Genomic DNA, 25,379 nt, shown 5'->3' with positions numbered 1-25,379 from the left:
TCCGGACCGGGCGGGGAGAAGGGTTCGCGCCAGGCACGGACAGGCACCGGACCAGGCACGGGCAGGAGCCCTGCACGGACGGTAGCCAAATGTTGCCGACCTCCTGTCGGCGGAGTTGACTTCAGTCGTGAACGAGACGACCTGACCGAAACCCCCACCGACGGGAGGACGCTCGTGCCTGAGGAATCGAAGACCAAGAACACCCCCTACACCACGAACAACGCCGGTATCCCGGTGGAGAGCGACGAACATTCGCTCACCGTCGGATCCGACGGACCGATCCTGCTCCAGGACCACTACCTCATCGAGAAGATGGCCCAGTTCAACCGTGAACGGGTCCCCGAGCGCGTGGTCCACGCCAAGGGTTCCGGCGCCTACGGCTTCTTCAAGGTGACCAACGACGTCAGCCAGTTCACCAAGGCGGACCTCTTCCAACCGGGCAAGCAGACCGCCATGCTCGCCCGCTTCTCCACGGTCGCCGGCGAACAGGGCTCCCCCGACACCTGGCGCGACCCTCGTGGGTTCGCCCTGAAGTTCTACACGGAGCACGGCAACTACGACATGGTCGGCAACAACACGCCGATCTTCTTCGTGCGCGACCCGATGAAGTTCCAGGACTTCATCCGCTCGCAGAAGCGCCGCCCGGAGAGTGCCCTGCGTGACCACGACATGCAGTGGGACTTCTGGACCCTCTCCCCCGAGTCCGCGCACATGGTCACCTGGCTGATGGGCGACCGCGGCATTCCGAAGACGTACCGCAACATGAACGGCTACAGCTCGCACACCTATATGTGGGTGAACGCGGGCGGCGAGAGGTTCTGGGTCAAGTACCGCTTCAAGACCGACCAGGGCATCGACTTCTACCCTCAGGCCGAGGCCGACGAGATCGCGGGCAGCGACGGCGACGTCCACCGCCGCGACCTGTACGAGTCGATCAAGCGCGGTGACCACCCGAGCTGGACGCTGTACGTCCAGATCATGCCGTTCGAGGACGCGCCGGACTACCGGTTCAACCCGTTCGACCTCACGAAGGTGTGGCCGCACGGCGACTACCCGGAGATCGAAGTCGGCCGGATGACGCTCAACGAGAACCCGGAGGACTTCTTCGTCCACATCGAGCAGGCGTCGTTCGAGCCGTCGAACCTGGTGCCCGGCATCGGACCGTCGCCCGACAAGATGCTGCTCGGCCGGCTCTTCTCGTACCCGGACACCCACCGGTACCGGATCGGCCCGAACTACGCGCAGCTGCCCCCGAACCGTCCGCGGTTCGGCCGGAACTCGTACGCGAAGGACGGCCCCATGCGGTACGAGCCGACGCGTACGGGAGCCGTCTACGCACCGAACTCGTACGGCGGTCCGGCAGCGGACACCGAGCGCTTCGGCGACCCGGCGGGCTGGACCACGGCGGGCGAGATGGTGCACGAGGCGTACAAGCTGCACCGCGAGGACGACGACTGGGGCCAGGCGGGCACGATGGTGCGCAAGGTCCTGGACGACGCGGCCCGCGATCGGCTGGTGTCGAACATTTCCGGCCATTTGCTGGACGGTGTGAGCGCCCCGGTCCTGAAGCGGGCGGTGCAGTACTGGCGCAACGTGGACAAGGACCTCGGCGACCGGATCGCCCAGCAGGTCAACGGCGGCTGACCCCGTCGTACGCGATCACACGGGTCAGGGGCGGTGCCGGCCGGCACCGCCCCTGACTCATGCGTTCACTGACTCATGCGTTCACTGACTGGCCGGGTAGTTGTTGGCCTGGTTGTTGCCCGGCCGCCCGGAGCTCAGTCCGTCGCCCGGCAGGACCGGGGACTCGCTCGGCGGCGGCACGTCCGGCGACTGGCTCGGCGGCGGCTCGGGCGACTGGCTGGCCGACTCGCTGGGCGGGTCGCTCGGGCTCTGCTCCGGCGGGGTCGACGGCTGGGACGACGACGGGTCCGGGCTCTGCGACGGCGAGGTGGTCGCCGGCGGGGTGGTCGGCAGGGTGACCTCGCCGCGCTCGACGTCCTGCAGATCGAACCGGGCAGTGGAGCCGCCGCCCAACGCCCCGAGGGTGTAGTCCGCCCAGATCTGCGCCGGGAAGCCGCCGCCGTTGGCACGGCCGGAGTTGGCGGTACCGGTCAGGCTGACCTGGCCGCCGCCGTCCTTGGGGGATTCACCGAAGAGCGCCACGACCGTGGTGAGCTCCGGGGTGTAGCCCGCGAACAGGGCGGCCTTGTTGTTCTCCGAGGTGCCCGTCTTGCCGGCCGCCTCGTAGGCCGAGGTGTTGGCCGCCTGTCCGGAGCCGCTGTCCACGACGCCCTGCAGCACGGAGGTCACGGTGTCGGCGGACTTGCGGCTGATCACCTGGTCGCCGATGCCCTTGACCGGCTCGACCGTCCGTTCGCGGTGCTTGGCGGACTTCACGATGAACGGGGTGACCTTCCGGCCGTGGTTGTCGAGCGTGGCGTACGCGCCCGCCATGTCCCAGGTCGAGGCGTTCATCGTGCCGAGCGTGATGGCGGGACGCTCGGGGAAGTTCTTGTCGGGCAGGCCGAGCGACAGTGCGGTCTTCTTCACCGTGGCGGGGCCGACGTCGACGACCATCTGCGCGAAGACCGAGTTGATCGACTTGTTCATCGCGGTCTGCACGGTGACGTTGCCGTAGCTCCGGTTGTCCTCGTTCTCCGGGGCGAACGGCGTGTCGCTGCCCACGACCGGGCGCTTGCTGGTGCCGTCGTAGCGGGTGTTGACGCCGATCAGATCGCCGTTCTGAGTCTTCGACTCGTTCTCCAGCGCGGAGGCGAGCACCAGCGGCTTGAAGGTGGAGGCGGGCTGGTAGTCCTCGCGCGTGGCGTTGGAGATGTAGTGCTTGACGTAGTCCACGCCGCCGTAGAGCGCGACGACCGCGCCGGTCTTCGGGTCGACGGAGGTGGCACCCGCCTGGACGGTCGCGTCGACCTTGTTGCCGTTGCGGTCCAGCTTGGACTCCAGCTGCCGGTCGACTGCCTTCTCAAGCGCCTTCTGCCGCTTCTTGTCGATGTTGAGCGTGAAGGTCCAGCCGCCGGCCTGCCGCATCTCCGCGGTAATGCCCTGCTTGTCCAGCTCCTTGTTGGCCGCGTCGACGAGGTAACCGGTCTGGCCCTCCATCCCGGGGGCGGGCTTGAGCTTGTCCGGGACCGGGAACTTGAGGGTGTCGCGCTCGGCCTTGTCGAGCCAGTGCATCTCGACCATGTTGTCGAGCGTGTAGCCCCAGCGGTCCTTGACGAGCCTCTTGCCGGTCGGCGTCGCCGTCGCCCAGTCGTACTGGCTGGGGGCCTGGAGCGTCGCGGCAAGATAGGCGCCCTGCGAGACGTTGAGGTCCTTGGCGTCGACCCCGTAGTAGGCCTGTGCGGCGGCCTGGATCCCGCTCGCGCCGCGCCCGTAGAAGGCGGTGTTGATGTATCCGGCGAGGATGTCGTCCTTGCTGGTGTTCTGGTCGATCTTGAGGGAGATCACCAGTTCCTTGAGCTTCCGGCTGATCGTCGGGTCCTGCGTCAGGTAGTAGTTCTTCACGTACTGCTGGGTGATGGTCGAGCCACCCTGCTTGCCCTTGCCGGAGAGCGTGTTGAGGATGCCTCGCGCGGTGCCCTTCAGGTCGATGCCCCGGTCGTTGTAGAACGTCTTGTTCTCGGCCGCGACGAAGGTGTGCTGCACCGCCTTGGGGACCTCGGCGAGGTCGACGATCTGACGGTTGACCCCCTTGCCGGTCCGGGTGAGCAGCGTGCCGTCGCTGTACTGGTAGACGTTGCTCTGCCGCTCGGCCAGGGCGTTGGCCTTGGGTACGTCCACGTACAGGTACAGCGCCACGAAGGCGCCCATGATCAGCAGGCAGAACCCGAAGAACGTGCCCAGCATCTTCCGCCAGGTGAAGAGTCTGCGTATGCCGCCGCTCTTCGCAGCCCGCCGCGACCCACGCCGCTGGGCTCGTCGCGCATCCGCTCGACCCATCTCTGTGTTGCTCCCGATTCTCTGCTTGACCAGATCAGCTCAGCCCCGCCAGCTAACACCGTCGGCCGGGACAAAAAGCAAGCGATGCGGTCTTTTCCGGACGTGACAATCAGCACCCGTTGTTAATGGAACCGACTCATGAGAGGCGCTCAGGGTTGCGAATCCCGGTAATGTGTAATCACATTGCTATCATCGAGTCGGTCTCCGCCGGCTACGTCCGGTCTTTCGAAACGGGGGATTCCATGCCCGACCAAGGCAATCCGAACGCTGTGTCCACGCTGACCGCCGACCTCACGCCCGACGCCCCCGAGATGCCCGAACCGCAGGTTAGAGAGGTGACGGCGCACAGCATCCCCGGCGGCGTCGGCCTGCTGCTGACCGTGATCGGGGTGATCGTCGGCATCGGTCTGGCCATCATCGGCGGCGTCGTCGGCTCGAACGGGAACAACGGAGTGGGCGTCCCGGTCTGCATCTTCGGGATCCTGCTCACCATCGCCTCGTTCTTCTGCATGACGGGTGTGAAGATGGTCGCACCGGGCGAGGCGCGGGTGATCCAGCTCTTCGGCCGGTACGTCGGCACGATCCGTGCCGACGGGCTGCGCTGGATCAATCCGCTCACCAGCAGCCGGAAGATCTCCACCCGGGTCCGCAACCACGAGACCGCGGTCCTGAAGGTCAATGACGCCTACGGCAACCCGATCGAGCTCGCCGCGATCGTCGTCTGGAAGGTCGAGGACACCGCGCAGGCGCTCTTCGAGGTCGACGATTTCCTGGAGTTCGTCGCCACCCAGACCGAGGCGGCGGTCCGGCACATCGCGATCGAGTACCCGTACGACGCCCACGAGGAGGGCGGCCTCTCGCTGCGAGGCAACGCGGAGGAGATCACCGAGAAGCTGGCCGCCGAGCTCACCGCGCGGGTGCGGGCCGCCGGTGTACGGATCATCGAATCGCGCTTCAGTCATCTCGCGTACGCGCCCGAGATCGCCTCCGCCATGCTTCAGCGCCAGCAGGCCGGCGCGGTGGTCGCGGCCCGGCAGCAGATCGTCGAGGGCGCGGTCGGCATGGTCGAGATGGCGCTGACCCGGATCGCCGCACAGGACATCGTCGAGCTGGACTCGGAGCGGAAGGCGGCCATGGTCAGCAATCTGCTGGTGGTGCTGTGCGGCGACCGCGCGGCGCAGCCGGTCCTGAACACGGGCACTCTTTACCAGTGACCGAACAGACCCCGCCGGCCCGCAGGACTTCGCCGCAGCGCAAGCAGATGCTGCTGCGGCTGGATCCCGCGGTGCATGACGCGCTGGCCCGCTGGGCCGCTGACGAGCTGCGCAGCGCGAACGCCCAGATCGAGTTCCTGCTGCGCAGGGCGCTGGCGGAGGCGGGCCGCCTGCCTGGCCCGGCGGGTCCGATCCCCCGCAGGGGGCGGCCCCCGAAGGACGCGCCGGGCCCGCCCGGCGCCTGAGGTCCGGGGGCGGGACCCGGGTATACACCGGGGGTATACACGCCGCGTACAGTGCTGCGCATGTCTATCGGCCACACCTTGCTCGGGCTCCTGGAGTCCGGCCCCCGCCACGGCTACGACCTCAAGCGCGCCTTCGACGAGAAGTTCGGCCACGACCGCCCCCTGCACTACGGGCAGGTCTACTCGACGATGTCCCGGCTCCTCAAGAACGGCCTCGTCGAGGTCGACGGCATCGAGAGCGGGAGCGGCCCCGAGCGCAAGCGGTACGCCATCACCGAGGCGGGCATCACCGACGTCGGCGCCTGGCTCGCGCAGCCGGAGAAGCCCGAGCCGTACCTCCAGTCGACGCTCTACACCAAGGTCGTCCTCGCCCTGCTCACCGGCCGCAGCGCCGAGGACCTGCTGGACACCCAGCGCGCCGAGCACCTGCGTCTCATGCGCATCCTCACCGACCGCAAGCGCAAGGGCGACCTCGCCGATCAGCTGATCTGCGACCACGCGCTCTTCCACCTCGAAGCCGATCTGCGCTGGCTGGAACTGGCCTCCGCCCGGCTGGACCGGCTCGCCGCGGCGGTGGTGGCCGTTCCTGCCGATGGCGGGGGGCGGGCGCGGACCTGATCCTGCTCGTCACTCTGCTGTCACTGCCGCCCCCGTGGCACATGATGCGCCCGGACGGCCTGCGCACCGAGTGACGACGCGGCAACCGCAAGGGGTGCGGCCCCCAAGGCCGCCTCCCTCACACCTTCCCCGTCACCCGTACCGGCAGCGCCCTCATCGCCTCCCGCAGCGCCGCCGCGAACTCCTCGAACTCCTCGTGCCGCGCCGCCCCCGTCCGCATCGCCAGCGCCACCCGCCGCGACGGTGCGGGCTCCCCGAAGTACCCGGTGACCAGCGCGTCGTTGCGGGCGGTCTCGACCGTCACCGCGGTACGCGGCAGCAACGTCACCCCGAGCCCGCCGGCCACCAGCTGCACCAGCGTCGAGAGCCCGGCGGCGGTCGTGGTGACCGGTGCGCCCTCCGTACGCCCCGCCTCCCGGCAAATGTCGAGCGCCTGGTCGCGCAGGCAGTGGCCCTCGTCGAGCAGCAGCAGCGGCAGCTCGCGCAGCGCCTCGCGCGGAATGCCGGTGCGCCCGCCCAGCCAGTGGTCCCGCTCCATCACGAGCACGAAGTCCTCGTCGAAGAGCGGAAGTTCGGTCACTCCCGGCACCCCGAGCGGCACCGCGAGCAGCAGCAGGTCCAGCCTTCCCGCAGCCAGCCCCTCCAGCAGCGAGGAGGTCTGCTCCTCGTGCACCTGGAGGTCGAGTTCCGGGTAGCGGTCGTGGACCAGCCTCAGCACGGCCGGCAGCAGATACGGGGCGACGGTCGGGATCACACCGAGTCTGAGCACTCCGGTGAACGGCGCCCGGACCGCCTCGGCCTCCTCCATCAGCTCACCGACGGCCTCCAGCACCACCCGGGCCCGAACCGCGAGCCGCTCCCCAGCCGGCGAGAGCAGCACCTTGCGCGTCGTACGCTCGATGAGCTGGACACCGAGCGTCTCCTCCAGCGCGGACACGGCTCCGGAGAGCGCGGGCTGACTCATCCCGATTGCTGCCGCCGCATCCCTGAAGTGCAGATGCTCGGCCACGGCCGCGAAGGCGCGCAGCTGCGACAGACTGGGCTGTTTGGGGCGATTGCCCTGGTTGCTCTGCGCCACTGATAGGCACCTCCGATCATCATGACCAAGTATAGCTATTTCCGCGATCAATGCCCTCTGTGTCATGGTGGAGGCCGTCCAACCCTCAGGAACTCCCGTAAAAGGGAATTCCTACGCTGCAAGGAGAGCGCGTGCTCACTGTCGGTGACAAGTTCCCCGAGTTCGACCTGACTGCTTGTGTTTCGCTGGAGAGCGGCAAGGAGTTCGAGCAGATCAACCACAAGACCTACGAGGGCAAGTGGAAGATCGTCTTCGCGTGGCCGAAGGACTTCACCTTCGTGTGCCCCACCGAGATCGCCGCCTTCGGCAAGCTGAACGACGAGTTCGCCGACCGGGACGCCCAGATCCTCGGCTTCTCCGGTGACTCCGAGTTCGTGCACCACGCCTGGCGCAAGGACCACCCGGACCTGACCGACCTGCCCTTCCCGATGATGGCCGACTCGAAGCACGAGCTCATGCGTGACCTCGGCATCGAGGGCGAGGACGGCTTCGCCCAGCGCGCCGTCTTCATCGTCGACCAGAACAACGAGATCCAGTTCACGATGGTGACCGCCGGTTCCGTGGGCCGTAACCCCAAGGAGGTCCTGCGGGTCCTGGACGCCCTGCAGACCGACGAGCTGTGCCCCTGCAACTGGACCAAGGGCGAGAACACCCTCGACCCGGTCGCGCTCCTCGCGGGCGAGTGAGCTGACAGCGACATGGCACTCGACGAACTGAAGGCCGCCGTTCCGGACTTCGCCAAGGACCTGAAGCTGAACCTCGGTTCGGTCATCGGGAACAGCGACCTCCCGCAGCAGCAGCTGTGGGGCACCGTTCTCGCCTGCGCGATCGCCTCGCGCTCGCCGAAGGTGCTGCGCGAGCTGGAGCCGGAGGCGAAGGCCAACCTCTCCGCCCAGGCGTACACCGCCGCGAAGTCGGCCGCCGCCATCATGGCGATGAACAATGTCTTCTACCGGACCCGGCACCTGCTGTCGGACCCCGAGTACGGGACGCTCCGCGCGGGCCTGCGGATGAACGTCATCGGCAAGCCGGGCGTGGAGAAGGTCGACTTCGAGCTGTGGTCGCTCGCCGTCTCCGCGATCAACGGCTGCGGCCAGTGCCTGGACTCCCACGAGCAGGTGCTGCGCAAGGCGGGCGTGGACCGTGAGACCATTCAGGAAGCCGTCAAGATCGCCTCGGTGATCCAGGCGGTCGGCGTGACCCTCGAAGCCGAGGCCGTGCTCGCCGAGTAGGACCAGCGGTACCCCTTGTACGAGAAGGGCCCCGAGGACGACCGACCGTCCACGGGGCCCTTCTTCTGTTCGCCTGGGCCGTCTTGTCGCCCGTTCACTTGGCCGTCTTGTCGCCGCTCTCCTCGTCGTCGCCGTGGCCGATGTCCTTGGGCGGCGAGCCCGGCGCGGGTGTCGGAGCGACATCGAGCGCGGACGCCCCGCGCGGGTCCGGAGCGTGCCGCAGGGCTTCCTCCTGCCCGTACGCGCGCAGATAACCGACGACCGTGTTGGTGACCGCGACCAGCGGCACCGCGACGACCGCTCCGCCGATGCCCGCGATCATGCCGCCCGCGGCGACCGAGAGGACGACGGCGAGCGGATGCACCCGTACCGCGCGTCCCAGGATGAACGGCTGCAGCACATGACCCTCGATCTGCTGCACGGCGAGCACCACGACCAGCACCATCAGCGCGGTGAACACGCCCTCGGTGACGAGCGCGACAACTACCGCGAGCGCCCCGGAGATCACCGCGCCGACCAGCGGGATGAAGGCGAAGAGGAAGATGAAGACGGCGAGCGGCACCGCCATCGGCACCTTCAGGAACCAGATCCCGAGCCCGATGAAGATCGCGTCGATCAGCGCCACGACGACCGTGCCCCGCACATAGGCGGTCAGCGTCCGCCAGGCCCGCGGCCCGGCACCCGCGACACCCGGCCGGGCCTGCGCGGGCACCAGCTTCAGCACCCAGTGCCAGATGCGCTTCCCGTCGTACAGCAGGAAGAGCGTCGAGAACATCGCCAGCAGCGTCCCGGTGAGGAACTCCACCATCACGGTGACGCCCTGCAGTCCGGCGGAGGTTATCTGTTCGGTGTTGGTGCCGATGGTGTCGCTGAGGTTCTTCGCGACGTCGTTGATCTGCTGCTCGGTGACATGGAAGGGGCTGTCGAGCAGCCAGTTCTTCAGGTCGTCGATACCCGTCCGCACCTTGTCGGAGAGGGTGTCGATGTTGTCCATGACCTGCCAGACGACGAACCAGCCGACCAGCCCGATGATGACGAAGCCCAGGATCGCGGTGACCGCGGTGGCCAGTCCGCGCGGCAGACCGTACCCCTTCAGCCGGGCGACGGTCGGCTGCAGCATCGCGGTGACGAGCAGCGCGGCGGCGAAGGCCAGAACGACCAGCTGTACGGCGCTGATCACCCGCATCAGCACCCAGAGCGTGCCCGCCAGGACGAGCAGCCGCCAGCCGGCCTCGGCCGCGACCCGCATGCCCCAGGGGATCGCCGCGACCGGATCGGGCCGGGCGGCCACGGAGGGGGCGTACGCGGGCGGTGGCGGCACCCGGTCACCGGCCGCGCTACCGGCGGGCCGGTCCGCCTCGTCCGGTAAGGCGCCGGCTCTCGCGCGTACGGCGGCGGGCACCGGCGGCTCGGCGTGCTCGGCCTCGCCCCCCTCGGCCTCGACCCTGCGCTGCTCCAGCCGCTCGCCCAGGTCGGTCAGTTCGGCGCCCAGAGGGCCGAGCCACCCCGGTAGTTTCGACACGATCGTTCCTTTTCCCCCGTCAGCTCTCCCCACCGCTCCCCCGCCGAGCGGTCCGGACCGACCGTACACGCGCGAAGCCCCTCGCCGCAGGACGGCAAGGGGCTTCGCGAGGTCGGGACAGGAATCCCGGCAGGTTCTAGTACCAGTGGTTGGCCTGCCAGAAGGACCAGGCACCACACGGGCTTTTGTAGCGGCCGTCCATGTAGCTGAGGCCCCACTTGATCTGCGTGGCCGGGTTGGTCTGCCAGTCCGCGCCGGCGGAGGCCATCTTCGAGCCGGGCAGCGCCTGGACGAGACCGTAGGCACCCGAGGACGGGTTGCTCGCCCGGTAGTTCCAGGTCGACTCGTGGTTCACGATGTTGCTGAAGCACTGGAACTGGTCGGCGGGAACGATCTGCCGCGCCATCGCCTGGACCTCGGCCACGGTGTACGAGCTCTGCTGGGCGAACGTGGAAGCGCTGCGGACCTGGGAACGGCTGGCACGCTCGGCCGCGTCCTTCTTGTCCTGGCGCTCCTTCTCCAGCTTGGCCTCGGCCGCCTGCTTCTTCGACTTGGCGTCCTTGGCGGCCTGGATGCGGGCCGCTTCCTCCACGGACCTCTTCGCCGCCGCGTCGGCCGCGGACGCCTGGGCGTCGGCCTGCTGGGTCAGCGAGGCGGTCTGCACCTGGGCCTGCTGGCCCGCGGGGATGTCTGCGAGCAGCGTGGTGTCGGCTGCGGTCGCCTCGAAGTTGTTGTCGTCGACAGCGGGAGTGCTGCCCGAGGCAACGCCAACGACGGCGCCAACGGTGGTTACGGCGGTGGCGGATGCCACGGCGAACCCCCGGACCGAGATCCGGCTCACACGGTGTCCTTCCAGCATCGCCCGCTTAGGTGACCTCGCGGACGCAATCGTGCCCCTGGCACTGGCCTCCCTACTGCTTGGGTCACGGGAGGCACGGGCCCGATGGGCGACTCCCCGGGGGGAGTGCCGCGTGGTGCTCGCGGGCGGCATACGGACGGCGATTGTTGAGTTGTGTGGCACCTCTGGAGGTGCGGGTGTGCCGTATGCGGGGCCTGACGGAAGCAAGACTCTGCCGGAACGGCACGCCGGGAAGCAATTCTCCGTTGCGTGTGAAAGGTCACACCCCGTTTGGAGCAAGTGATTTACGGAAATGCCACCGCAGCACGATGCCGCCCGGCTAAGCTGCTGCGCTCGCCGGGCGGCACCAACTGTCGTATCCCGTATCAGATGTGCCCGTCCTCCAGCATTTCGGTCACCAGCGCGGCGATCTGCGAGCGCTCGGAGCGGGTGAGCGTGACGTGCGCGAAGAGCGGATGGCCCTTCAGCTTCTCGACCACGGCGACGACTCCGTCGTACCGGCCGACCCTGAGGTTGTCCCGCTGGGCCACGTCATGCGTGAGCACCACCCGGGAATTCGCCCCGATCCGGGACAACACGGTCAGCAGGACGTTCCGTTCGAGGGACTGCGCCTCGTCGACGATCACGAAGGCGTCGTGGAGCGAGCGGCCCCGGATGTGGGTGAGCGGCAGGATCTCCAGCATGCCGCGCCCCAGCACCTCCTCGATCACCTCGCGTCCGGCGACCGCCGAGAGCGTGTCGAAGACGGCCTGCGCCCAGGGACTCATCTTCTCGGCCTCGGTGCCGGGGAGGTAGCCCAGTTCCTGTCCGCCGACCGCGTACAGCGGGCGGAAGACCATCACCTTCTGGTGCTGCCTGCGCTCCAGGACGGCTTCGAGACCGGCGCAGAGCGCCAGCGCCGACTTGCCCGTGCCGGCCCGGCCGCCGAGCGACACGATGCCGACGTCCTGGTCGAGGAGGAGGTCGAGCGCGATCCGCTGTTCGGCGCTGCGGCCGTGGATGCCGAAGACCTCCCGGTCACCGCGCACCAGGCGCACATTGCCGTCGGCGGTGACCCGGCCGAGCGCCTTGCCGCGTTCGGACCGGAGGACCAGTCCGGTGTGCACGGGCAGTTCGGCGGCTTCGGGTACGTACAGCGTCTCCTCTCCGTAGAGCAGGTCCACCTGCTCGGCGGCGAGGGGCAGTTCCGACATCCCCGTCCAGCCGGAGTCGGTGATGGCGAGTTCGGCGCGGTACTCCTCGGCGAGGAGGCCGACCGAGGACGCCTTGATGCGCAGCGGCAGGTCCTTGGAGACGACCGTGACGTCGTACCCCTCGGCCTGGAGGTTGCGCGCGACCGCGAGGATCCGTGAGTCGTTGTCCCCCAACCGGTAGCCGGCGGGCAGTACGCCGGGATCGGAATGGTTGAGTTCGACGCGCAGGGTCCCGCCCAGATCCCCGAGCGGGATCGGGGCGTCCAGCCGGCCGTACCTGGTGCGGAAGTCGTCCAGCAGGCGCAGGGCCTGGCGGGCGAAGTACCCCAGCTCCGGGTGGTGCCGTTTGGCCTCCAGTTCCGTGACCACGACGATCGGGAGCACGACTTCGTGCTCGTCGAACCGGGCCATGGCGTTCGGATCGGCCAGCAGGACGCTGGTGTCGAGAACATAGGTGCGCCTGTCGAGCATGCGGCGCTTCGTGCTGGTCACCACGGAAGGACGTACCCCCTCGGACGAGGTTGGGGTGCGACGGCGTCGCGGAGCATCCCAATGGGAGAGGACGGACCGGGCTGCGACCCCGATGCACGAGCCGAGCGCCGGCCCTCCGCGTCGGACGCACTGTATGTACGGTCCTTCGTGTGCAAAGGGCCTCCCGGGCGAGCGGACTCCATGCCGCTCACTTGGACACGACGTCCGCCTGGTTGGTGACCGGACGTCGACCTGTCTGGGGTATTCCCTCGAACACGCGAAGCCATGCCGCCCTGGGGCGGACGGGTGAGCTGGGAGTGGTGCCCCGGGCACACGGGTTCGGGCACACCACCCGCACGGTTCCGTCCTCAAACGCCGGACGGGCTTGATAGGGCCACGACGGGGGCGGGCGTCCTGTGAGCCCGGCGGGCGGCGTCAGCCGCCGTAGCGGCGGTGGCGGGCCGCGTAGTCGCGCAGGGCGCGGAGGAAGTCGACGCGGCGGAAGGCCGGCCAGAAGACTTCGCAGAAGTAGTACTCGGAGTGCGCGCTCTGCCAGAGCATGAAGCCGGACAGCCGCTGCTCACCGCTGGTGCGGATGACCAGGTCCGGGTCGGGCTGGCCCCGGGTGTAGAGGTGCTCGGAGATCAGGTCGGTGGAGACGATCTCCGCGAGCTCCTCGAAGGACGTCCCCTTGGCGGAGTGGTCCAGCAGCAGCGAGCGGACCGCGTCGGCGATCTCCTGGCGTCCGCCGTAGCCGACGGCGACGTTGACCAGTATCCCGTCGACACCGATCGTGGCCTGTTCGGCCTCCTTGAGGACGGTCTGGGTGCGGGCGGGCAGCAGATCGAGCGTGCCGACGTGATGGACGCGCCAGCGCCCGTCCGCTGCGAGGTCGCGCACGGTGTTCTCGATGATGCCGAGGAGCGGCGTCAGCTCGGACTCGGGCCGGTCGAAGTTGTCTGTGGAGAGCAGCCAGAGTGTGACGACCTCCACATCGGTCTCGCTGCACCAGCCGAGCAGCTCCTGGATCTTGTCCGCGCCTGCCTGGTGCCCCTGCGCGGCCGTACCGCCGGACGCCTTCGCCCAGCGCCGGTTGCCGTCGAGGATGACACCGATGTGCTTGGGCACCTGGGTGAGGTCGAGGCGGGCCTCCACCCGGCGCGCGTAGAGCCCGTACACCAGGTCGCGCAAGTTCACTGAGTTCACCTCTCGGTTCTGTGCGGGCCCGCCCGCCCCATGGCCCGGGGGCCCGGGTCGTCCCCCTGGGGGATCGCCGCACCGTTCCGCAGAGTCCATCGCCCCGCCGTGCCGTGGCAGTCCCCGAGGCCGCCACATTACTGCGCAGGCGGCACACCGGCCCAACCGAGCCTGTCACAAGTCCGTGATAGGGAGAGAAACGTGACTGATTCTCCCTACCTCTACCGGGCCGCCGATTCGCGCTACGACTCCATGGAGTACCGCCGAACCGGCCGCAGCGGTCTCAAGCTCCCGGCCATCTCCCTCGGCCTCTGGCACAACTTCGGCGACGACCGCACGCTGGACTCCCAGCGGGCGATCCTGCGCCGCGCCTTCGATCTCGGGGTGACCCACTTCGATCTGGCCAACAATTACGGGCCGCCGCCCGGCTCCGCCGAGCTCAATTTCGGCAAGATGTTCCGGCAGGACTTCGCCCCTTACCGCGACGAGCTGATCATCTCCACCAAGGCCGGCTACGACATGCACCCCGGCCCTTACGGCGAATGGGGCTCCCGCAAGTACCTGCTGTCGTCGCTGGACGCCTCGCTGAAGCGGATGGGGCTCGACTACGTCGACATCTTCTACTCCCACCGCTTCGACCCGGACACTCCGCTGGAGGAAACGATGGGGGCGCTGGCCTCCGCCGTGCAGCAGGGCAAGGCGCTGTACGTGGGTGTCTCCTCGTACAACGCGGAGCAGACCGCGCAGGCGGCCCGGCTGCTCAAGGAGATGGGCGTGCCCGCCCTGATCCATCAGCCGTCCTACTCGATGATCAACCGCTGGATCGAGGACGACGGGCTGCTCGACACCCTGGAGGCGGCCGGCATGGGCTGCATCTCCTTCGTGCCGCTCGCGCAGGGCCTGCTCACGAACAAGTACCTGACGGGCATCCCGGAGGGTTCGCGCGCCACCCAGGGCAAGTCCCTGGACCCGGGCCTGCTCTCCGACGAGGTGCTCCGCCGGCTGAACGGGCTGAACGACATCGCCCGCCGGCGCGGTCAGTCGCTCGCCCAGCTGGCGCTGAACTGGGTGCTGCGGGACAGCCGTATGACCTCGGCGCTGATCGGCGCTTCGAGCGTGAAGCAGCTGGAGGAGAACGTCGCGGCGCTCGCAGGACCGCCGCTGTCCGCCGAGGAGTTGAAGGAGATCGACGACTTCGCCGTGGACACCGCGGGCACGAACATCTGGGCCGGACGGAGCTGACGGGACCAACGGGGAAGGCCGACGGGGAGGGCCGACGGGGAGGGCCGACCGCGCGGGCCGGTGCGCGGTCGGTGCGGGGGCCGGTGCGCGGTCGGTGCGCGGTCGGTGCGGGGGCCGGTGCGCGGTCGGTGCGCGGTCGGTGCGGGGGCCGGTGCGCGGTCGGTGCGCGGTCGGTGCTGCGGCCTCGTGCGGGCCGGAGAGCCTGGGCACAAAAAACGGGCCGGTCCGTGGGGGGGATACGGACCGGCCCGAGGGGGGGCTTCCACCATAACCCTTCGTAAGTGATGCTGCGTGCCACGCCACTCCAAAATTACTCTCCGGATTCATCGGACTCCGGTGCGAGCACGGTTCTCCGGTTGACGTCCCGCCGATCGCTCAGTGGCCGCCGACCGGCTTCACGCAGCCGGTTCCTTCGAGGTACCGGCCGTGGGCCTCGGCCGTGACCAGCCCGTTGACCGGGCCGTCGAGCGCCCCCTCCAGACAGATCGGGCCGAGTTCGACGATGAACGTGCTGCCGTGCGGGCCGAAGATTCCGGTGGTGATCGCTCGGGGGGCGTATCCCAGACCGGTGAGCGCCTCACGGAGCTGGGACTCGGTGGTCTTGCGGCCCTCCGCGATCCCGGCCAGACCGGCCTTGACCTTCTTCACCTCGGCTTCGCCCCTGGCCCGGTCGGCCGGGGTCAGCTCGGCGGTGGACTGGAAGGCGTGGTTCTCCCGGTATTTCGAGGCGTCGCCGCCGTCGACCGGTTCGTCGTAGGGGGAGGCGACCCCGGAGCGCGGGCCGCTGCTCGCGCCTGGCCCCTCCGCCGCCCCGGACCCGGCCCGCTCCGTGCCGCAGCCGGCGAGCGCGGGGACGAGGACGAGCGCCGCCGCCGCCGCGGCGAGGATCCGGGCGGTACGTCTCGCAGAGGTCATGGGCCGAGTATGGGACAGAACCTGACCTGACGGGGCGCTAGTTTCACCGTCATGACGAGCCGAACCGCAACCGTGACCTGGACCGCCGCGAACGCCCGCCGGATGGCGCGCCAGGGACTCACCGCTCCCGGCCGCCTCGCCCCCGCCGACGTGGTCGGTACGCTGCCGGCCGCGCACGCCCAGGTGCTGTCGGCCGCCGAGCTCTCCGTCGGGCTGCGGACGACGGGCGTGACCCGTGCCGATGTACGCGAAGCGCTGTGGAAGGACCGCACCCTGGTCAAGACCTTCGGGCCGCGCGGCACCGTCCATCTGCTGCCGATGGCCGAACTCCCGCTGTGGACGGGCGCGTTGTCCGCGCTGCCGACCGGGCGCAACCCGTTCGCCAAGGACGCCCGGATGACACCGGAGCAGGTCGAGGCGGTGCTCGCCGCGATCGAGGAGGCGCTGACCGGGGCCGAGCTGACCGTCGACGAGCTCTCCGCGGCGGTGGTGGAGCGGGCCGGGGCGTGGGCGGGGGATCCGGTGATGCCCGCGTTCCAGGGGATGTGGCCGCGCTGGCGGCAGGTGATGCATCTGGCGGGTCACCGCGGCGTGCTGTGCTTCGCACCGGATCGCGGCCGCAAGGTCACCTACACCCGCCCCAACGTCGTACCGCTCGACGGACCCGAGGCGCTCGCCGGTCTCGTACGCCGCTATCTGCACGCGTACGGACCCGCCACGCCCGCGCACTTCGCGAAGTGGCTGGCGCTGTCTCCCGGCTGGGCCGCGGAGCTGTTCGCGGGAACGGCCGCGCGCGGGGAGATCGAGCAGGTGACGTACGAGGGCGGGCGGGCCTGGGTGGTGGCGGGCGACACCGACTTCTCGGCGGAGCCGGTCCGGGGGGTGCGGCTGCTCCCCTATTTCGACGCGTTCGTCATCGCGTCCCGGCCGCGCGAGAAGCTCTTCCCCGGTGCGGCGAACACACGGGCGCTGGCGGGCGGCCAGGCGGGGAACTTCCCGGTGCTGCTGGTCGACGGCACGGCCGCCGGGGTGTGGCACCAGCGGCGTTCGGGCCGCCGGATCGCGGTCACCGTGGAGCCGCTGGCGCCCCTGACGGCCGGGCAGTTGCGGGAGCTGGAGGCGGAGGTGGCACGGGTCGGTGAGGTGCTGGAGGGGAACGCGGCGCTGACGGTGGGCGAGGTGACGGTGGGGGCGCACGCGTAGGGCGGATGCGTAGGGGACGGCGCGCTCAGGTGGTCGCCGGTGCGCCACGGTGGCCCCTGGTGAAGCGGATCGCCACGGTGTCGCCGCCGACGACCACGAAGCTGCCGCCCTCGCAGCGGATGACGGCCTCGTACACCTCGCCCCGCCCGTCCCCGCGTTCCTCGGTGCGGGTGACGGTCCAGCCGCCGTCGGGGGGCTGCGGCAGGTTCGGCACGGCGGCGAACTCCCACTGTCCCGACGGTACGCACCAGCCGGGCAACCGGGGCCAGGTGCCGGCGCCGACATGCAGGGTCCCGTCGGAGGCACAGGTCAGGAGCACCGACTGGCCGTCGGCCAACAGGAATTCGACCGCCTCCGGCTCCCCCATCCGCCCTTCCGGCCGGTAGAAGACACCGAGCACTCCGACGATCCGTACGCCTCTGAGCCAGTCGGCCCTGCCGTGCTCCGGGACACACGGCGCCTCGTCTTCGTTCCCCACCCACATGGCCGGTTCCCTCCCGTGCGCTCACAGCCAAGGGTCGCACTCTTCGGGCGAAAACAGAGGGGCGCGGCCTACTCCGGTTTGCGGGCCTCGATCAGGAATCGGGTGGTGTGGGCGACGAACGGCCCCTCGGTCTCGATCCGGTGGTGGAGTTCGGCCAGTCGCGACCGGTACTCCTCGACGGTGAAGCCCGGCACCATCCAGATCACCTTGCGCAGGAAGTAAACGACGGCGCCGATGTCGAAGAACTCGGTGCGCAGGGTCTCCGCCCGCAGATCGACGACGTCCAGCCCGGCCGCCTCGGCCGCCGCCCGCGCCTGCTCGGGGTCGCGGGAGCCGCGTACCTCGGGGGGCTGCGGGCCGAGGAAGTGCTCGACGAGCTCGAAGACGCTGGCCGGGCCGACCTGTTGCGAGAAGTACGTGCCGCCGGGGGTGAGCACCCGCGCGATCTCCGTCCACCAGGTGGTCACCGGGTGCCGGCTGACCACCAGGTCGAAGGCGTTGTCGCCGAACGGCAGCGGCGGCTCGTCCGGGTCGGCGACCACGGCGACGCCGAGCGGGTGCAGGAGCGCGGTGGCGCGGGCGATGTTCGGCGGCCAGGATTCGGTGGCGACGGTGAGCGGCGGCAGCTTCGGCACGGACTCGAGGACCTCGCCGCCGCCGGTCTGGATGTCGAGCGCGGCCCCGGCCCGTCCCATGCGGTCCGCCATGGCGCGGGCGTAGCCCCAGGAGGGGCGCTGTTCGGTGGCCCGGCCGTCGAGCCAGGAGAAGTCCCAGCCGTCGACGGAGACGGTGGCCGCCTCCGAGACGAGGGCTTCGAATCGTGCACGTTCTGCTTCGGCTGCCGCTTCTTCGGGTGCTCCGGACATACGGGAATGGTGTCAGCCGGATGCCGGGCGGCGCGACCGCATTACGGCGGGCCGCATTGCGGCGGGCCGGAGTGCGGCAGGCCGCATTGCGGCAGGCCGCATTGCGGCAGGCCGGAGTGCGGCAGGCCGGGGTACGGCAGGCCGGAGTGCGGCGGGGTCAGGCGGCCAGTGCGCCGAGCAGCATGCCCAGCAGCGCGCCCGTGATCATGAACGGGCCGAACGGGATGCCGGTCTTGCGCCCGGCCCGCTTCAGGACCATCAGCCCGAACCCGTACACCGCACCGAGCAGGAACCCGGCGAAGCCTCCGGCGAACACCACGGCCCAGCCGTACCAGCCGAGGGCCATGCCCAGCGACAGGGCGAGCTTGACGTCCCCGAAGCCCATTCCGTTCGGGTTGACGAGGAAGAGCAGGAAGTAGAAACCGCCGAGGGCGGCTCCGCCGAGCAGGGCGGACAGCCAGGATCCGGCGTGCTCGGGGAGCAGCGCGGCGGCACCGAGGAGTACGGCGACGGCCCCGGCGGCGGGCAGGGTCAGCCGGTCGGGCAGCCGGTGGACGCGGCGGTCGATGGTCGCCAGGAGTACGGCGACGGGTGCCAGCAGCAGCCAGACGGCCAGTTCGGGGCGGAGCCCGGTGGCCGCCGCGAGGAGCGCGCAGGAGAGTGCGGTGACGACGGGGGCGAGGACGCCGGGGGCGTAGCGCACGGTGGGCGGCGTGCGGTCCGGCGCGTCGCCCGGGTCTCCCGGCGCGTCGCCCGGGGTGGTGGTGACCGGCACCGCCGCACACTGCGCGCACCGGGTGGAGCCGAGCCAGCCGCGGACGGCCCCGGTCAGGGCGTGGCCCTCGGGGCAGGCGTCACGCCAGGGGTCCTCCGGTTCGACGGAGAACCGGTAGGCGGCGCGCGGGACCAGCAGTCCGGCCGCTGCGCCCCAGAGTGCGGCGAGCACTGTCAGCATGGCGTCCACGGAGCCGACCCTAGGCGGGCGCCGGGCACGGGTCATGGGCCCTGGGGCCCACTGCGCACCGTTCCGGACCCAGCGGCCGCCACCTGGCGCTACCTTCATCGCCATGGGTCAATGGCGCAATGGCAAGGGGACGTTGACGGTCACCGACGCGCAGGGTGGGCAGGGGGAGGAGAGACCGCTGCGGATCGCGGCCTCGTACCGGACCCGGAGTCGCGGGCTGCTCGGGCAGGACGGGATCGACGGCGCCCTGCTGATCACCCCGTGCGGGAGTGTGCACAGTTTCCGGATGCGGTTCACCATCGATGTGGCCTATCTGGACCGGAAGTTCAGGGTCGTGGCGGTCCACACGATGAAGCCCGGCCGGCTGGGCATGCCCCGGCTGCGGGCCCGGCATGTGGTCGAGGCGGAGGCCGGGGCGATGGAGAAGTGGGGGATCCGGCCGGGGGTCCGGGTGGCGATCGTCCAGACGGAGGAGAGCCGGGGCTGAGGGCGCCGGGCGGCCGGGGTTCGCACTCACGGCCTCACCCGCGGCAGAGAGCGGGTGAGGTCGTTACGGCGGGCCGGAGCCGAGCAGCGTCCATGCCCCGTAGGCCGCCGAAGCCACCGCGAGCACGGCGACGACCGTCACCGTGCGGGCCGTGGCGCGCAGCCGCAGCAGCGCGACGGCGGCCGGGAGGAGCAGCGGGAACGCGGGCATCATCAGCCGCGGCCTGGACCCGAAGTACCCGGAGCCGATCAGCGCGATGACGACGACGGCTATGCAATAGGCGAGTACGGGGAGCGGCTGGCGCTGCCGTACGCACAGGGACACCACCCATCCCAGTCCCGCCAGCGCGGCGCCCAGCCCGAGCGCGCCGGGCAGCGGCAGTCCGAGGATGAACGAGGCAAGCGCCACACCTCCGTCGATGCTGTTGCCCCACTGCGCCTGGACGTCGAAGTACGCGAACGGGCTGCCCTCCCGTACGGCGACGAACACCACGTACGCGAGCCAGCCCAGCGGCGCGAGTGCGGTACCGGTCAGCATCCGGGCGTTGCGGCGCACGATGCCGTCCGACCGGCCGGCCCGGTATTCCCGTACGAGCGTGACCGCGGCGGTGATCGCGAGGGCGGCAATGAGTGCCGCGGCGGAGGGCCTGGTCAGTCCGGCGAGGACGCACAGGGCGCCCGCCACGATCCAGCGCCGGGTCAGCACGGCGTACAGCGCCCAGGCGGCGAAGGCGGTGAACAGGGTTTCGGTGTACGCCATCGACTGGACGAACGCCGTCGGGTACACACCCCACAGCGCGGCCAGCACCACCCCGGTCCGGCGGCCGTACAGATGCGCCCCGACGGCGAAGATCCCCCAGGCTGCGAGGAGCGCGGCGGCCCAGGCGACCAGCAGTCCGGCGCCCGCGAGGGAGAGCGGGGTCAGCTCGGTGAGGCCGCGCTCCAGAGCGGGCAGCAACGGGAAGAAGGCCAGGTCGGAGTGGATGCCGCCGTCGGGGAGGGTGGCGGTGAAGCCGTAGCCGTTCTCGGCGATCCGCTGGTACCAGACGGAGTCCCAGCGTTCGCCGAGGAGGTGGAAGGCGCTCTTGTCGGCGTTCGACGCGGCGGCGGCGAGGACGACGAGACCGATCAGGCGCACGGCCGCGTACGCCCCGAGGGCGGGTGCCGCTGCCGTGAGGGCCGCGGCGAGACGGCCTCGGACGGGAGGCTGCGGCGGTTGCGGCTGCGTTCGGTGGCCGCCCAGCCGCACGAGCCGCGGTGCGGGAGCGGTGGCCTGAGCGGCCAGATCGTCGTCGGGCATGCTGCCGATTATCTCCGCAGCGGGTGACCTCGGCCGTCACGGGGCGGGCAGCGGCACCGGGCTGCGGCCACGGACCGCACCGGCTACGGCCGGAGCGGTGACCTCGGCCGTCACGGGGCGGGCAGCGGCACCGGGCTGCGGCCACGGACCGCACCGGCTACGGCCGGAGCTCGGCCCCGCGGGCGGTGCGCGGCCTCGCCCGTTGGGCCCGGGTTTGGGGCCAAGGACCCAGGTCACCCGGCTCGTACACCCGTACGCTCACGCCACACCCGAATTGCGGAACTGCGGGCAAAGGCATGTCAAGTAGGCGTCGGAGAGGAAGAACCGTGAGTGGTGGCGGGGGCTGGGAGAGCGGAAGCGCGGGCCGCATACCGCCGGGCGGCGGGGGTGGTTCCGGCGCGAGCAGTGGCGTGTTCTTCGCCCTGACCCGTAGTTGGGCCGCCGGTGCTCTGGTCTACATCGCCGCCGGATATCTGGTGTCGCGCGGGCTCGTCGAGATGCTCGCCACCGACGAGCGGCTGGCGAGCTTCGGCTGGCGCCTGGGCCTGCTGCACGTGCCGAACGTCATCACGACCGTGCTCACGGTCCTGGCCTCGGCCCGTGTCCTGCCCGACGAGCAGCGCGAGTCCCGGCCGCTGACCCTGCTCGCCTCCCTGGGTGTCCCGCTGGCCGCGCTCGCCTACGGATTCGCCGTGTCCTGGCATCTCATGGGCCTGGAGGGCACGTTGATGCCGGTCGTCACGCTGGCGACCGGTTCGGCCGCGGGGCTGGCCGTCGACCGGCTGCTGGACGACCGCGACGAAGAGCCCGCCCCGGCGCCGTACCACCCGTATTCCTGGCGGGACGGCGGGGCCACCGCCACGGAGTACCTCGGGGTGATCGTCCTCGTCGTCACGATGATCGGCGCGATGGCCATGGCGGGGGTAGGCGGGCAGATCGGCGAACGCATCCGCTGTGCGATCAGCTCGCTGGGCGGCGGCGGTGGCGGCTGCTCCACCGGCGGCAGGGACACCACCGCGAAGCCGAAGACGGACGCCGACTACGAGCCCAAGATGTGCCAGGTCTCCAGCATCTCCGAAACCGTCGGCGACAAGGTCAAGATCGGCTGGTTCGAGTGGGGCAACGAGTACGGCTTCCAGCAGAAGGTCAGCCAGGCCAAGACAGACGTGAACAACGACGGCAAGGTCGACGAGAACGACAAGCTGGTCTACATGACGTTCACCGACGCCGCTTCGGCCGGCGTCACCGCCAGCACCCCCGGCGTCAAGCTCGGCAAGCTGGGCAAGGCCGATGTGGACGTCGGCGGCGGCATCAAGATCACCAACGGTGACACCTGGGTCTTCAAGAGCGAGGAGGACGCCCAGAAGATGCGGGACGACATCGCGGAAATGAAGATGTGGGAGACCTCCACCAAGTACAGCGGCGGCTACGGCGGCGGCTGGTACTCCGGGATGAAGTGGGCCGACAAGAAGAAGGACGTCGAGGACAAGATCGGCGACAAGAAGATCTCGTACTCGACGATCGGCCTCAACGCGTACGCGGACGGCGGCCTCTCCATCAGCGCGGGCGACGAGACGAAGCTCGGCGCCAAGCTCGGCGGCAAGGCCAAGTTCTCCCCCGAGGTGACCATCACCAAGGACGACGTGAGCGGCAACGAGTCGTACACGTACACCGCCAAGCTCGACCTGGAGGGCAAGGTCAGCGGTTCGGCCGGTCCGCTCGGCGGTGGGGCCTTTGCGAAGGACAGCCGGACCGGGGCGGTCACCGTCACCCGCGACCAGAAGACCGGCAAGATCGTCCGCATCGACATGACCCAGACCATCGAGAACAACTCGACGTCCGGCAAGGGTGACATCAGCGGCGACAACGGCAAGAAGGGCAAGGACAAGCGCGGCGGCAAGGTCAGCGGCTCCGACTCCTCCGGCGAGACCGGCATCGAGGTCAGGACGAACTCGATCGTCTTCGGCAAGGACACGGACAAGGCCACCGAGAACAAACGGGCCGTCGCCGAACAGTGGCTGGACGGCTCCGGCAACAACACCGCCCCGTTCGAGTACATGTTCGGCGACCACTCCCTGCAGCAGAAGCCCACGGGAACGGACCCGTTCGATCAGCTGATGTTCGAGGACGGCCTGTCGAGCACCATGAAGTACCACGGCGAGACGGATGCCCAGGAGTTCGGCTTCGAGGTCTCCCTCGGCATGAGTCTGGGATTCTCCATCTCGGACGAGCACAAGGAGCAGACACTGACGGACGCGCAGTTCCTCGGGGCTCCGCAGGGCGACAAGCGCTCGTACCTTCCGTACAGCTACTGCGCGAAGTAGTCCGTACACCGGGTACGGCTACGGTGCGCGGCAGCACGCACGGCATACCGGGTTACGGCTACGGTGCGCGGCAAGCACGCACGGCATACCGGGTACGGCTACGGTGCGCGGCAAGCACGCACGACGATGAGGCGATAGGCGATGACGACGATGAAGATGTCCCGGGCAATCGGCGCAGCTGCTGCCGCCGTCATGGGCCTCGCCCTGCTCACCGGCTGCGGCGGCGACGACGCCGCCGCGCTCCCGGACGGCTGGGACAGGCTCGACACCAGCAGCCTCTCCGTCGGCTACCCGGCGAACAAGGGCTACAAGGAGCAGCCCGCGGCCGACCGCGCCGAGGCCAACGCCGCCGTCGCGCTCAAGGAGGAGGGCGGGCTGCGCACCGGCATGGTCTCGGTGCAGCTCGATTTCGCCTCGGGCGTGGACGACGCCGATGAGGCGGCGGCCGCGGCGGGCGCGGGTATCGGGCTCGGGGCGACCCGCAAGGAGACCTCGGACGTACAGCTCGCGGGCGACGACGGTGCCCTCGGCGCGCGCAGGATCGATTACGAGTTCACGTCGAGCGGCAAGGAACAGACCCCGGCGCAAGGCACCCGGATGACCGCGGTCCTGGTGGCGGGTATGGACTCGAAGGACGTGCCGTTCCTGGTCCGGATCAATGCGGTGAAGGGCTCGCTGAGCCGGTCGGACCTCGACGCGTTCGTCGAGTCGATCACGCTCAAGTAGCGGATCAGGGGCGCTTGTTCATGCAGATCCTGCCCGGTGGCACGGCCACGTTCCTGCTTCTGTTCGGCCTCCTCCTCGGCGCGTTCGCCGTCCGGTCGGCGCTGCGGCTGGGCCGGGTGCTGCGGCTGGTCCGCCGCGGCGAGCGCGCCGAGGGCCGGTGCGCGGACCGCCGGACGGTCGACCGGGGGCCGGGCACGGAGCGGAGTTACGTCACCGAGTACGTCTTCGCGTTCCGTACCCGCGACGGCCGCGAGATCGAGTTCACCGACCACGCCCCGGGCCCGTTCGGCTTCGAGGTCGGGGCGCCGGTCCGGGTCAGTTACGACCCGGCGGACCCGGCGAAGCACGCCACGGTGGCGGGGCCGGGGGCGTGGGGGCCGGTGGTGATGCCCGCGGTGTTCGCCGTGGTGCCGGGGGTGTTCGCGGTGGGGCTGCTGCTGGGGTTCATGGCGCTGCGCGGATGGCTCTGACCCACTGGCGCCCCTCCCGGCAGGCCTTGTCCGGGCACGGCCCCTAGCGGCTGGGGACCTCGCTCCCGAACAGCATCCACGGCGACTGGTCGAACGACGCCACTTTGGACAACTGCGGCTGCCTCGCGGCGATTTCATGACGCACGGCGAGCGTGTCGGGCCAACTGTCGAAGAACGTCGTGCCGTTGATGACGACACCGCTCCAGTCGGTCGCCGCGGAAGCGCCCTCCCGGTCGACGACGAAGCCGATGCACAGCACGGAGGCCCGCCCTATCGCCTCCCTGATCGCCCGGGCGGCCACCTCCTGCTCGTCCCGCGTCAGCAGCCCGAATCCGAATTCGACCGCGACGACTCCCTCCCTCATCCGCCGGATGCGCGCCGGGACGTCGGTTCCGCTGCTCACCCACAGCAGGAAGTCGACCGTGTCGATCCGTTGCAGGCCGGCCAGGAGGACGAGCTGTTCCCTGGTCACCCACGAGGGAGTGCCCCACGGATCGGGCCCGGGGCCCAGGAGCGTGACCCGCCGCGTGACGGGGTGGCTGAGCCGCAGCCCCGCAGCGTCGAGATCGCCGAACAGCGACTCGGCGTCCGGACGGCTCCAGCCGAGGTGGTACGAGTAGAAGAAACCGTTACTCATCGATACATCACCCCAGGGAACGGATACAGGTGGAGGGTGCAGATCAAGGTGCTTATGGGCGCGCCGGACGGACGCCCGGGACAGGCGCCGGGTCGGATGTGCTCACGATCGGTCACGTACGAGCGTAATGAGCCCCACCTGCCCGGGCGTGGGCCCACGGACCCAGGATC

24 protein-coding genes are annotated in these 25,379 nt (G+C 69.9%); 12 read left to right on the top strand and 12 right to left on the bottom strand.

Translation table 11 applies throughout. From position 1 onward, the window contains the following. Window positions 1-174: 174 nt before the first annotated feature. Window positions 175-1,644 (top strand): catalase, encoded by a 1,470-nt coding sequence (locus OH735_RS24395; protein WP_406383660.1) that lies wholly within the window; start codon window positions 175-177, stop codon window positions 1,642-1,644. Between the two features lie 81 nt (window positions 1,645-1,725). Here OH735_RS24395 and OH735_RS24390 read toward each other — a convergent pair whose 3' ends face one another. Beyond that, window positions 1,726-3,963 carry a transglycosylase domain-containing protein gene (locus OH735_RS24390; RefSeq protein WP_406383659.1) on the bottom strand — a complete coding sequence of 746 codons (2,238 nt, stop codon included), beginning with the start codon at window positions 3,961-3,963 and terminating at the stop codon, window positions 1,726-1,728. Window positions 3,964-4,205: 242 nt separating this feature from the next. Between OH735_RS24390 and OH735_RS24385 the strand changes: the two genes are divergently transcribed. From OH735_RS24385 to OH735_RS24375, 3 genes are read left to right on the top strand one after another with little or no spacing between them, the layout of a single operon-like run. Next, window positions 4,206-5,177 (top strand): SPFH domain-containing protein, encoded by a 972-nt coding sequence (locus tag OH735_RS24385; RefSeq protein ID WP_406383658.1) that lies wholly within the window; start codon window positions 4,206-4,208, stop codon window positions 5,175-5,177. Continuing rightward, window positions 5,174-5,422, top strand: a complete 249-nt coding sequence (locus OH735_RS24380; RefSeq protein WP_406383657.1) for a hypothetical protein — start codon at window positions 5,174-5,176, stop codon at window positions 5,420-5,422. Before OH735_RS24385 ends, OH735_RS24380 begins: the two co-directional genes overlap by 4 nt. Before the next feature lie 60 nt (window positions 5,423-5,482). After that, window positions 5,483-6,040, top strand: coding sequence for a PadR family transcriptional regulator (locus OH735_RS24375; RefSeq protein WP_406383656.1), 558 nt, complete (start codon window positions 5,483-5,485; stop codon window positions 6,038-6,040). 118 nt (window positions 6,041-6,158) lie between these two features. On the opposite strand, the gene OH735_RS24370 is transcribed toward OH735_RS24375, so the two are convergent. Next, window positions 6,159-7,118, bottom strand: coding sequence for a hydrogen peroxide-inducible genes activator (locus OH735_RS24370; RefSeq protein ID WP_406383655.1), 960 nt, complete (start codon window positions 7,116-7,118; stop codon window positions 6,159-6,161). 131 nt (window positions 7,119-7,249) lie between these two features. Between OH735_RS24370 and OH735_RS24365 the strand changes: the two genes are divergently transcribed. Next, window positions 7,250-7,804 (top strand): peroxiredoxin, encoded by a 555-nt coding sequence (locus OH735_RS24365; protein WP_189542777.1) that lies wholly within the window; start codon window positions 7,250-7,252, stop codon window positions 7,802-7,804. Between the two features lie 12 nt (window positions 7,805-7,816). Then, window positions 7,817-8,350, top strand: a complete 534-nt coding sequence (locus OH735_RS24360) for an alkyl hydroperoxide reductase (RefSeq protein WP_406383654.1) — start codon at window positions 7,817-7,819, stop codon at window positions 8,348-8,350. A 94-nt stretch (window positions 8,351-8,444) separates the two neighbouring features. Here the strand turns inward: OH735_RS24360 and OH735_RS24355 are convergent, their stop codons facing one another. The 4 genes from OH735_RS24355 to OH735_RS24340 all read right to left on the bottom strand — a co-directional run bounded on the left by OH735_RS24355 (window position 8,445) and on the right by OH735_RS24340 (window position 13,592). Beyond that, window positions 8,445-9,872, bottom strand: coding sequence for an AI-2E family transporter (locus OH735_RS24355; protein WP_406383653.1), 1,428 nt, complete (start codon window positions 9,870-9,872; stop codon window positions 8,445-8,447). A gap of 136 nt (window positions 9,873-10,008) precedes the next feature. Then, window positions 10,009-10,713: a transglycosylase SLT domain-containing protein gene (locus OH735_RS24350; protein WP_406383652.1), complete on the bottom strand. Its 705-nt coding sequence runs from the start codon at window positions 10,711-10,713 to the stop codon at window positions 10,009-10,011. Between the two features lie 383 nt (window positions 10,714-11,096). Next, a complete protein-coding gene (locus OH735_RS24345) occupies window positions 11,097-12,419 on the bottom strand; it encodes a PhoH family protein (RefSeq protein ID WP_406383651.1) in 1,323 nt (440 codons plus the stop codon). A gap of 411 nt (window positions 12,420-12,830) precedes the next feature. Next, window positions 12,831-13,592 carry an isoprenyl transferase gene (locus tag OH735_RS24340; protein ID WP_389982654.1) on the bottom strand — a complete coding sequence of 254 codons (762 nt, stop codon included), beginning with the start codon at window positions 13,590-13,592 and terminating at the stop codon, window positions 12,831-12,833. 201 nt (window positions 13,593-13,793) lie between these two features. On the opposite strand from OH735_RS24340, the gene mgrA reads away from it, so the two are divergent. Continuing rightward, a complete protein-coding gene (gene mgrA, locus OH735_RS24335; RefSeq protein ID WP_406383650.1) occupies window positions 13,794-14,834 on the top strand; it encodes an L-glyceraldehyde 3-phosphate reductase in 1,041 nt (346 codons plus the stop codon). A gap of 375 nt (window positions 14,835-15,209) precedes the next feature. Here mgrA and OH735_RS24330 read toward each other — a convergent pair whose 3' ends face one another. Then, window positions 15,210-15,749: a hypothetical protein gene (locus OH735_RS24330; protein WP_406383649.1), complete on the bottom strand. Its 540-nt coding sequence runs from the start codon at window positions 15,747-15,749 to the stop codon at window positions 15,210-15,212. Window positions 15,750-15,800: 51 nt separating this feature from the next. On the opposite strand from OH735_RS24330, the gene OH735_RS24325 reads away from it, so the two are divergent. Next, the gene (locus OH735_RS24325; protein WP_406383648.1) at window positions 15,801-16,952 is read left to right on the top strand and encodes a winged helix DNA-binding domain-containing protein; all 1,152 of its coding nucleotides are present in this window, start codon (window positions 15,801-15,803) and stop codon (window positions 16,950-16,952) included. Between the two features lie 25 nt (window positions 16,953-16,977). On the opposite strand, the gene OH735_RS24320 is transcribed toward OH735_RS24325, so the two are convergent. The 3 genes from OH735_RS24320 to OH735_RS24310 form a co-directional block, all read right to left on the bottom strand. Then, complete coding sequence (locus tag OH735_RS24320; protein ID WP_406383647.1) at window positions 16,978-17,436, bottom strand: hypothetical protein; 459 nt, start codon at window positions 17,434-17,436, stop codon at window positions 16,978-16,980. A gap of 68 nt (window positions 17,437-17,504) precedes the next feature. Further along, entirely contained in the window at window positions 17,505-18,302 is a 798-nt protein-coding gene (locus tag OH735_RS24315) for a class I SAM-dependent methyltransferase (protein ID WP_406383645.1), read from the bottom strand. Between the two features lie 157 nt (window positions 18,303-18,459). Continuing rightward, window positions 18,460-19,266 carry a prepilin peptidase gene (locus tag OH735_RS24310; protein ID WP_406383644.1) on the bottom strand — a complete coding sequence of 269 codons (807 nt, stop codon included), beginning with the start codon at window positions 19,264-19,266 and terminating at the stop codon, window positions 18,460-18,462. Window positions 19,267-19,369: 103 nt separating this feature from the next. On the opposite strand from OH735_RS24310, the gene OH735_RS24305 reads away from it, so the two are divergent. Further along, on the top strand, window positions 19,370-19,753 hold the full coding sequence (locus OH735_RS24305) for a DUF192 domain-containing protein (protein WP_406383642.1): 384 nt from the start codon (window positions 19,370-19,372) through the stop codon (window positions 19,751-19,753). A 63-nt stretch (window positions 19,754-19,816) separates the two neighbouring features. Here the strand turns inward: OH735_RS24305 and OH735_RS24300 are convergent, their stop codons facing one another. After that, window positions 19,817-21,052, bottom strand: a complete 1,236-nt coding sequence (locus OH735_RS24300; protein WP_406383641.1) for a hypothetical protein — start codon at window positions 21,050-21,052, stop codon at window positions 19,817-19,819. A 326-nt stretch (window positions 21,053-21,378) separates the two neighbouring features. Between OH735_RS24300 and OH735_RS24295 the strand changes: the two genes are divergently transcribed. The 3 genes from OH735_RS24295 to OH735_RS24285 all read left to right on the top strand — a co-directional run bounded on the left by OH735_RS24295 (window position 21,379) and on the right by OH735_RS24285 (window position 24,572). Then, window positions 21,379-23,376 carry a hypothetical protein gene (locus OH735_RS24295; protein WP_406383640.1) on the top strand — a complete coding sequence of 666 codons (1,998 nt, stop codon included), beginning with the start codon at window positions 21,379-21,381 and terminating at the stop codon, window positions 23,374-23,376. A 141-nt stretch (window positions 23,377-23,517) separates the two neighbouring features. Next, on the top strand, window positions 23,518-24,102 hold the full coding sequence (locus OH735_RS24290; RefSeq protein ID WP_406383639.1) for a hypothetical protein: 585 nt from the start codon (window positions 23,518-23,520) through the stop codon (window positions 24,100-24,102). Window positions 24,103-24,122: 20 nt separating this feature from the next. Then, window positions 24,123-24,572, top strand: coding sequence for a DUF3592 domain-containing protein (locus tag OH735_RS24285; RefSeq protein WP_406383638.1), 450 nt, complete (start codon window positions 24,123-24,125; stop codon window positions 24,570-24,572). 43 nt (window positions 24,573-24,615) lie between these two features. Here OH735_RS24285 and OH735_RS24280 read toward each other — a convergent pair whose 3' ends face one another. Then, window positions 24,616-25,209, bottom strand: coding sequence for a hypothetical protein (locus tag OH735_RS24280; protein WP_406383637.1), 594 nt, complete (start codon window positions 25,207-25,209; stop codon window positions 24,616-24,618). Between the last annotated feature and the right edge of the window lie 170 nt (window positions 25,210-25,379).

Origin of the sequence: Streptomyces sp. NBC_01618 (genome assembly GCF_045209435.1) — a bacterium.
GTDB lineage: Bacteria > Actinomycetota > Actinomycetes > Streptomycetales > Streptomycetaceae > Streptomyces.
The sequence above is the reverse complement of the archived record's forward strand: the minus strand, read 5'-3'. Positions and strand labels throughout refer to the sequence as shown.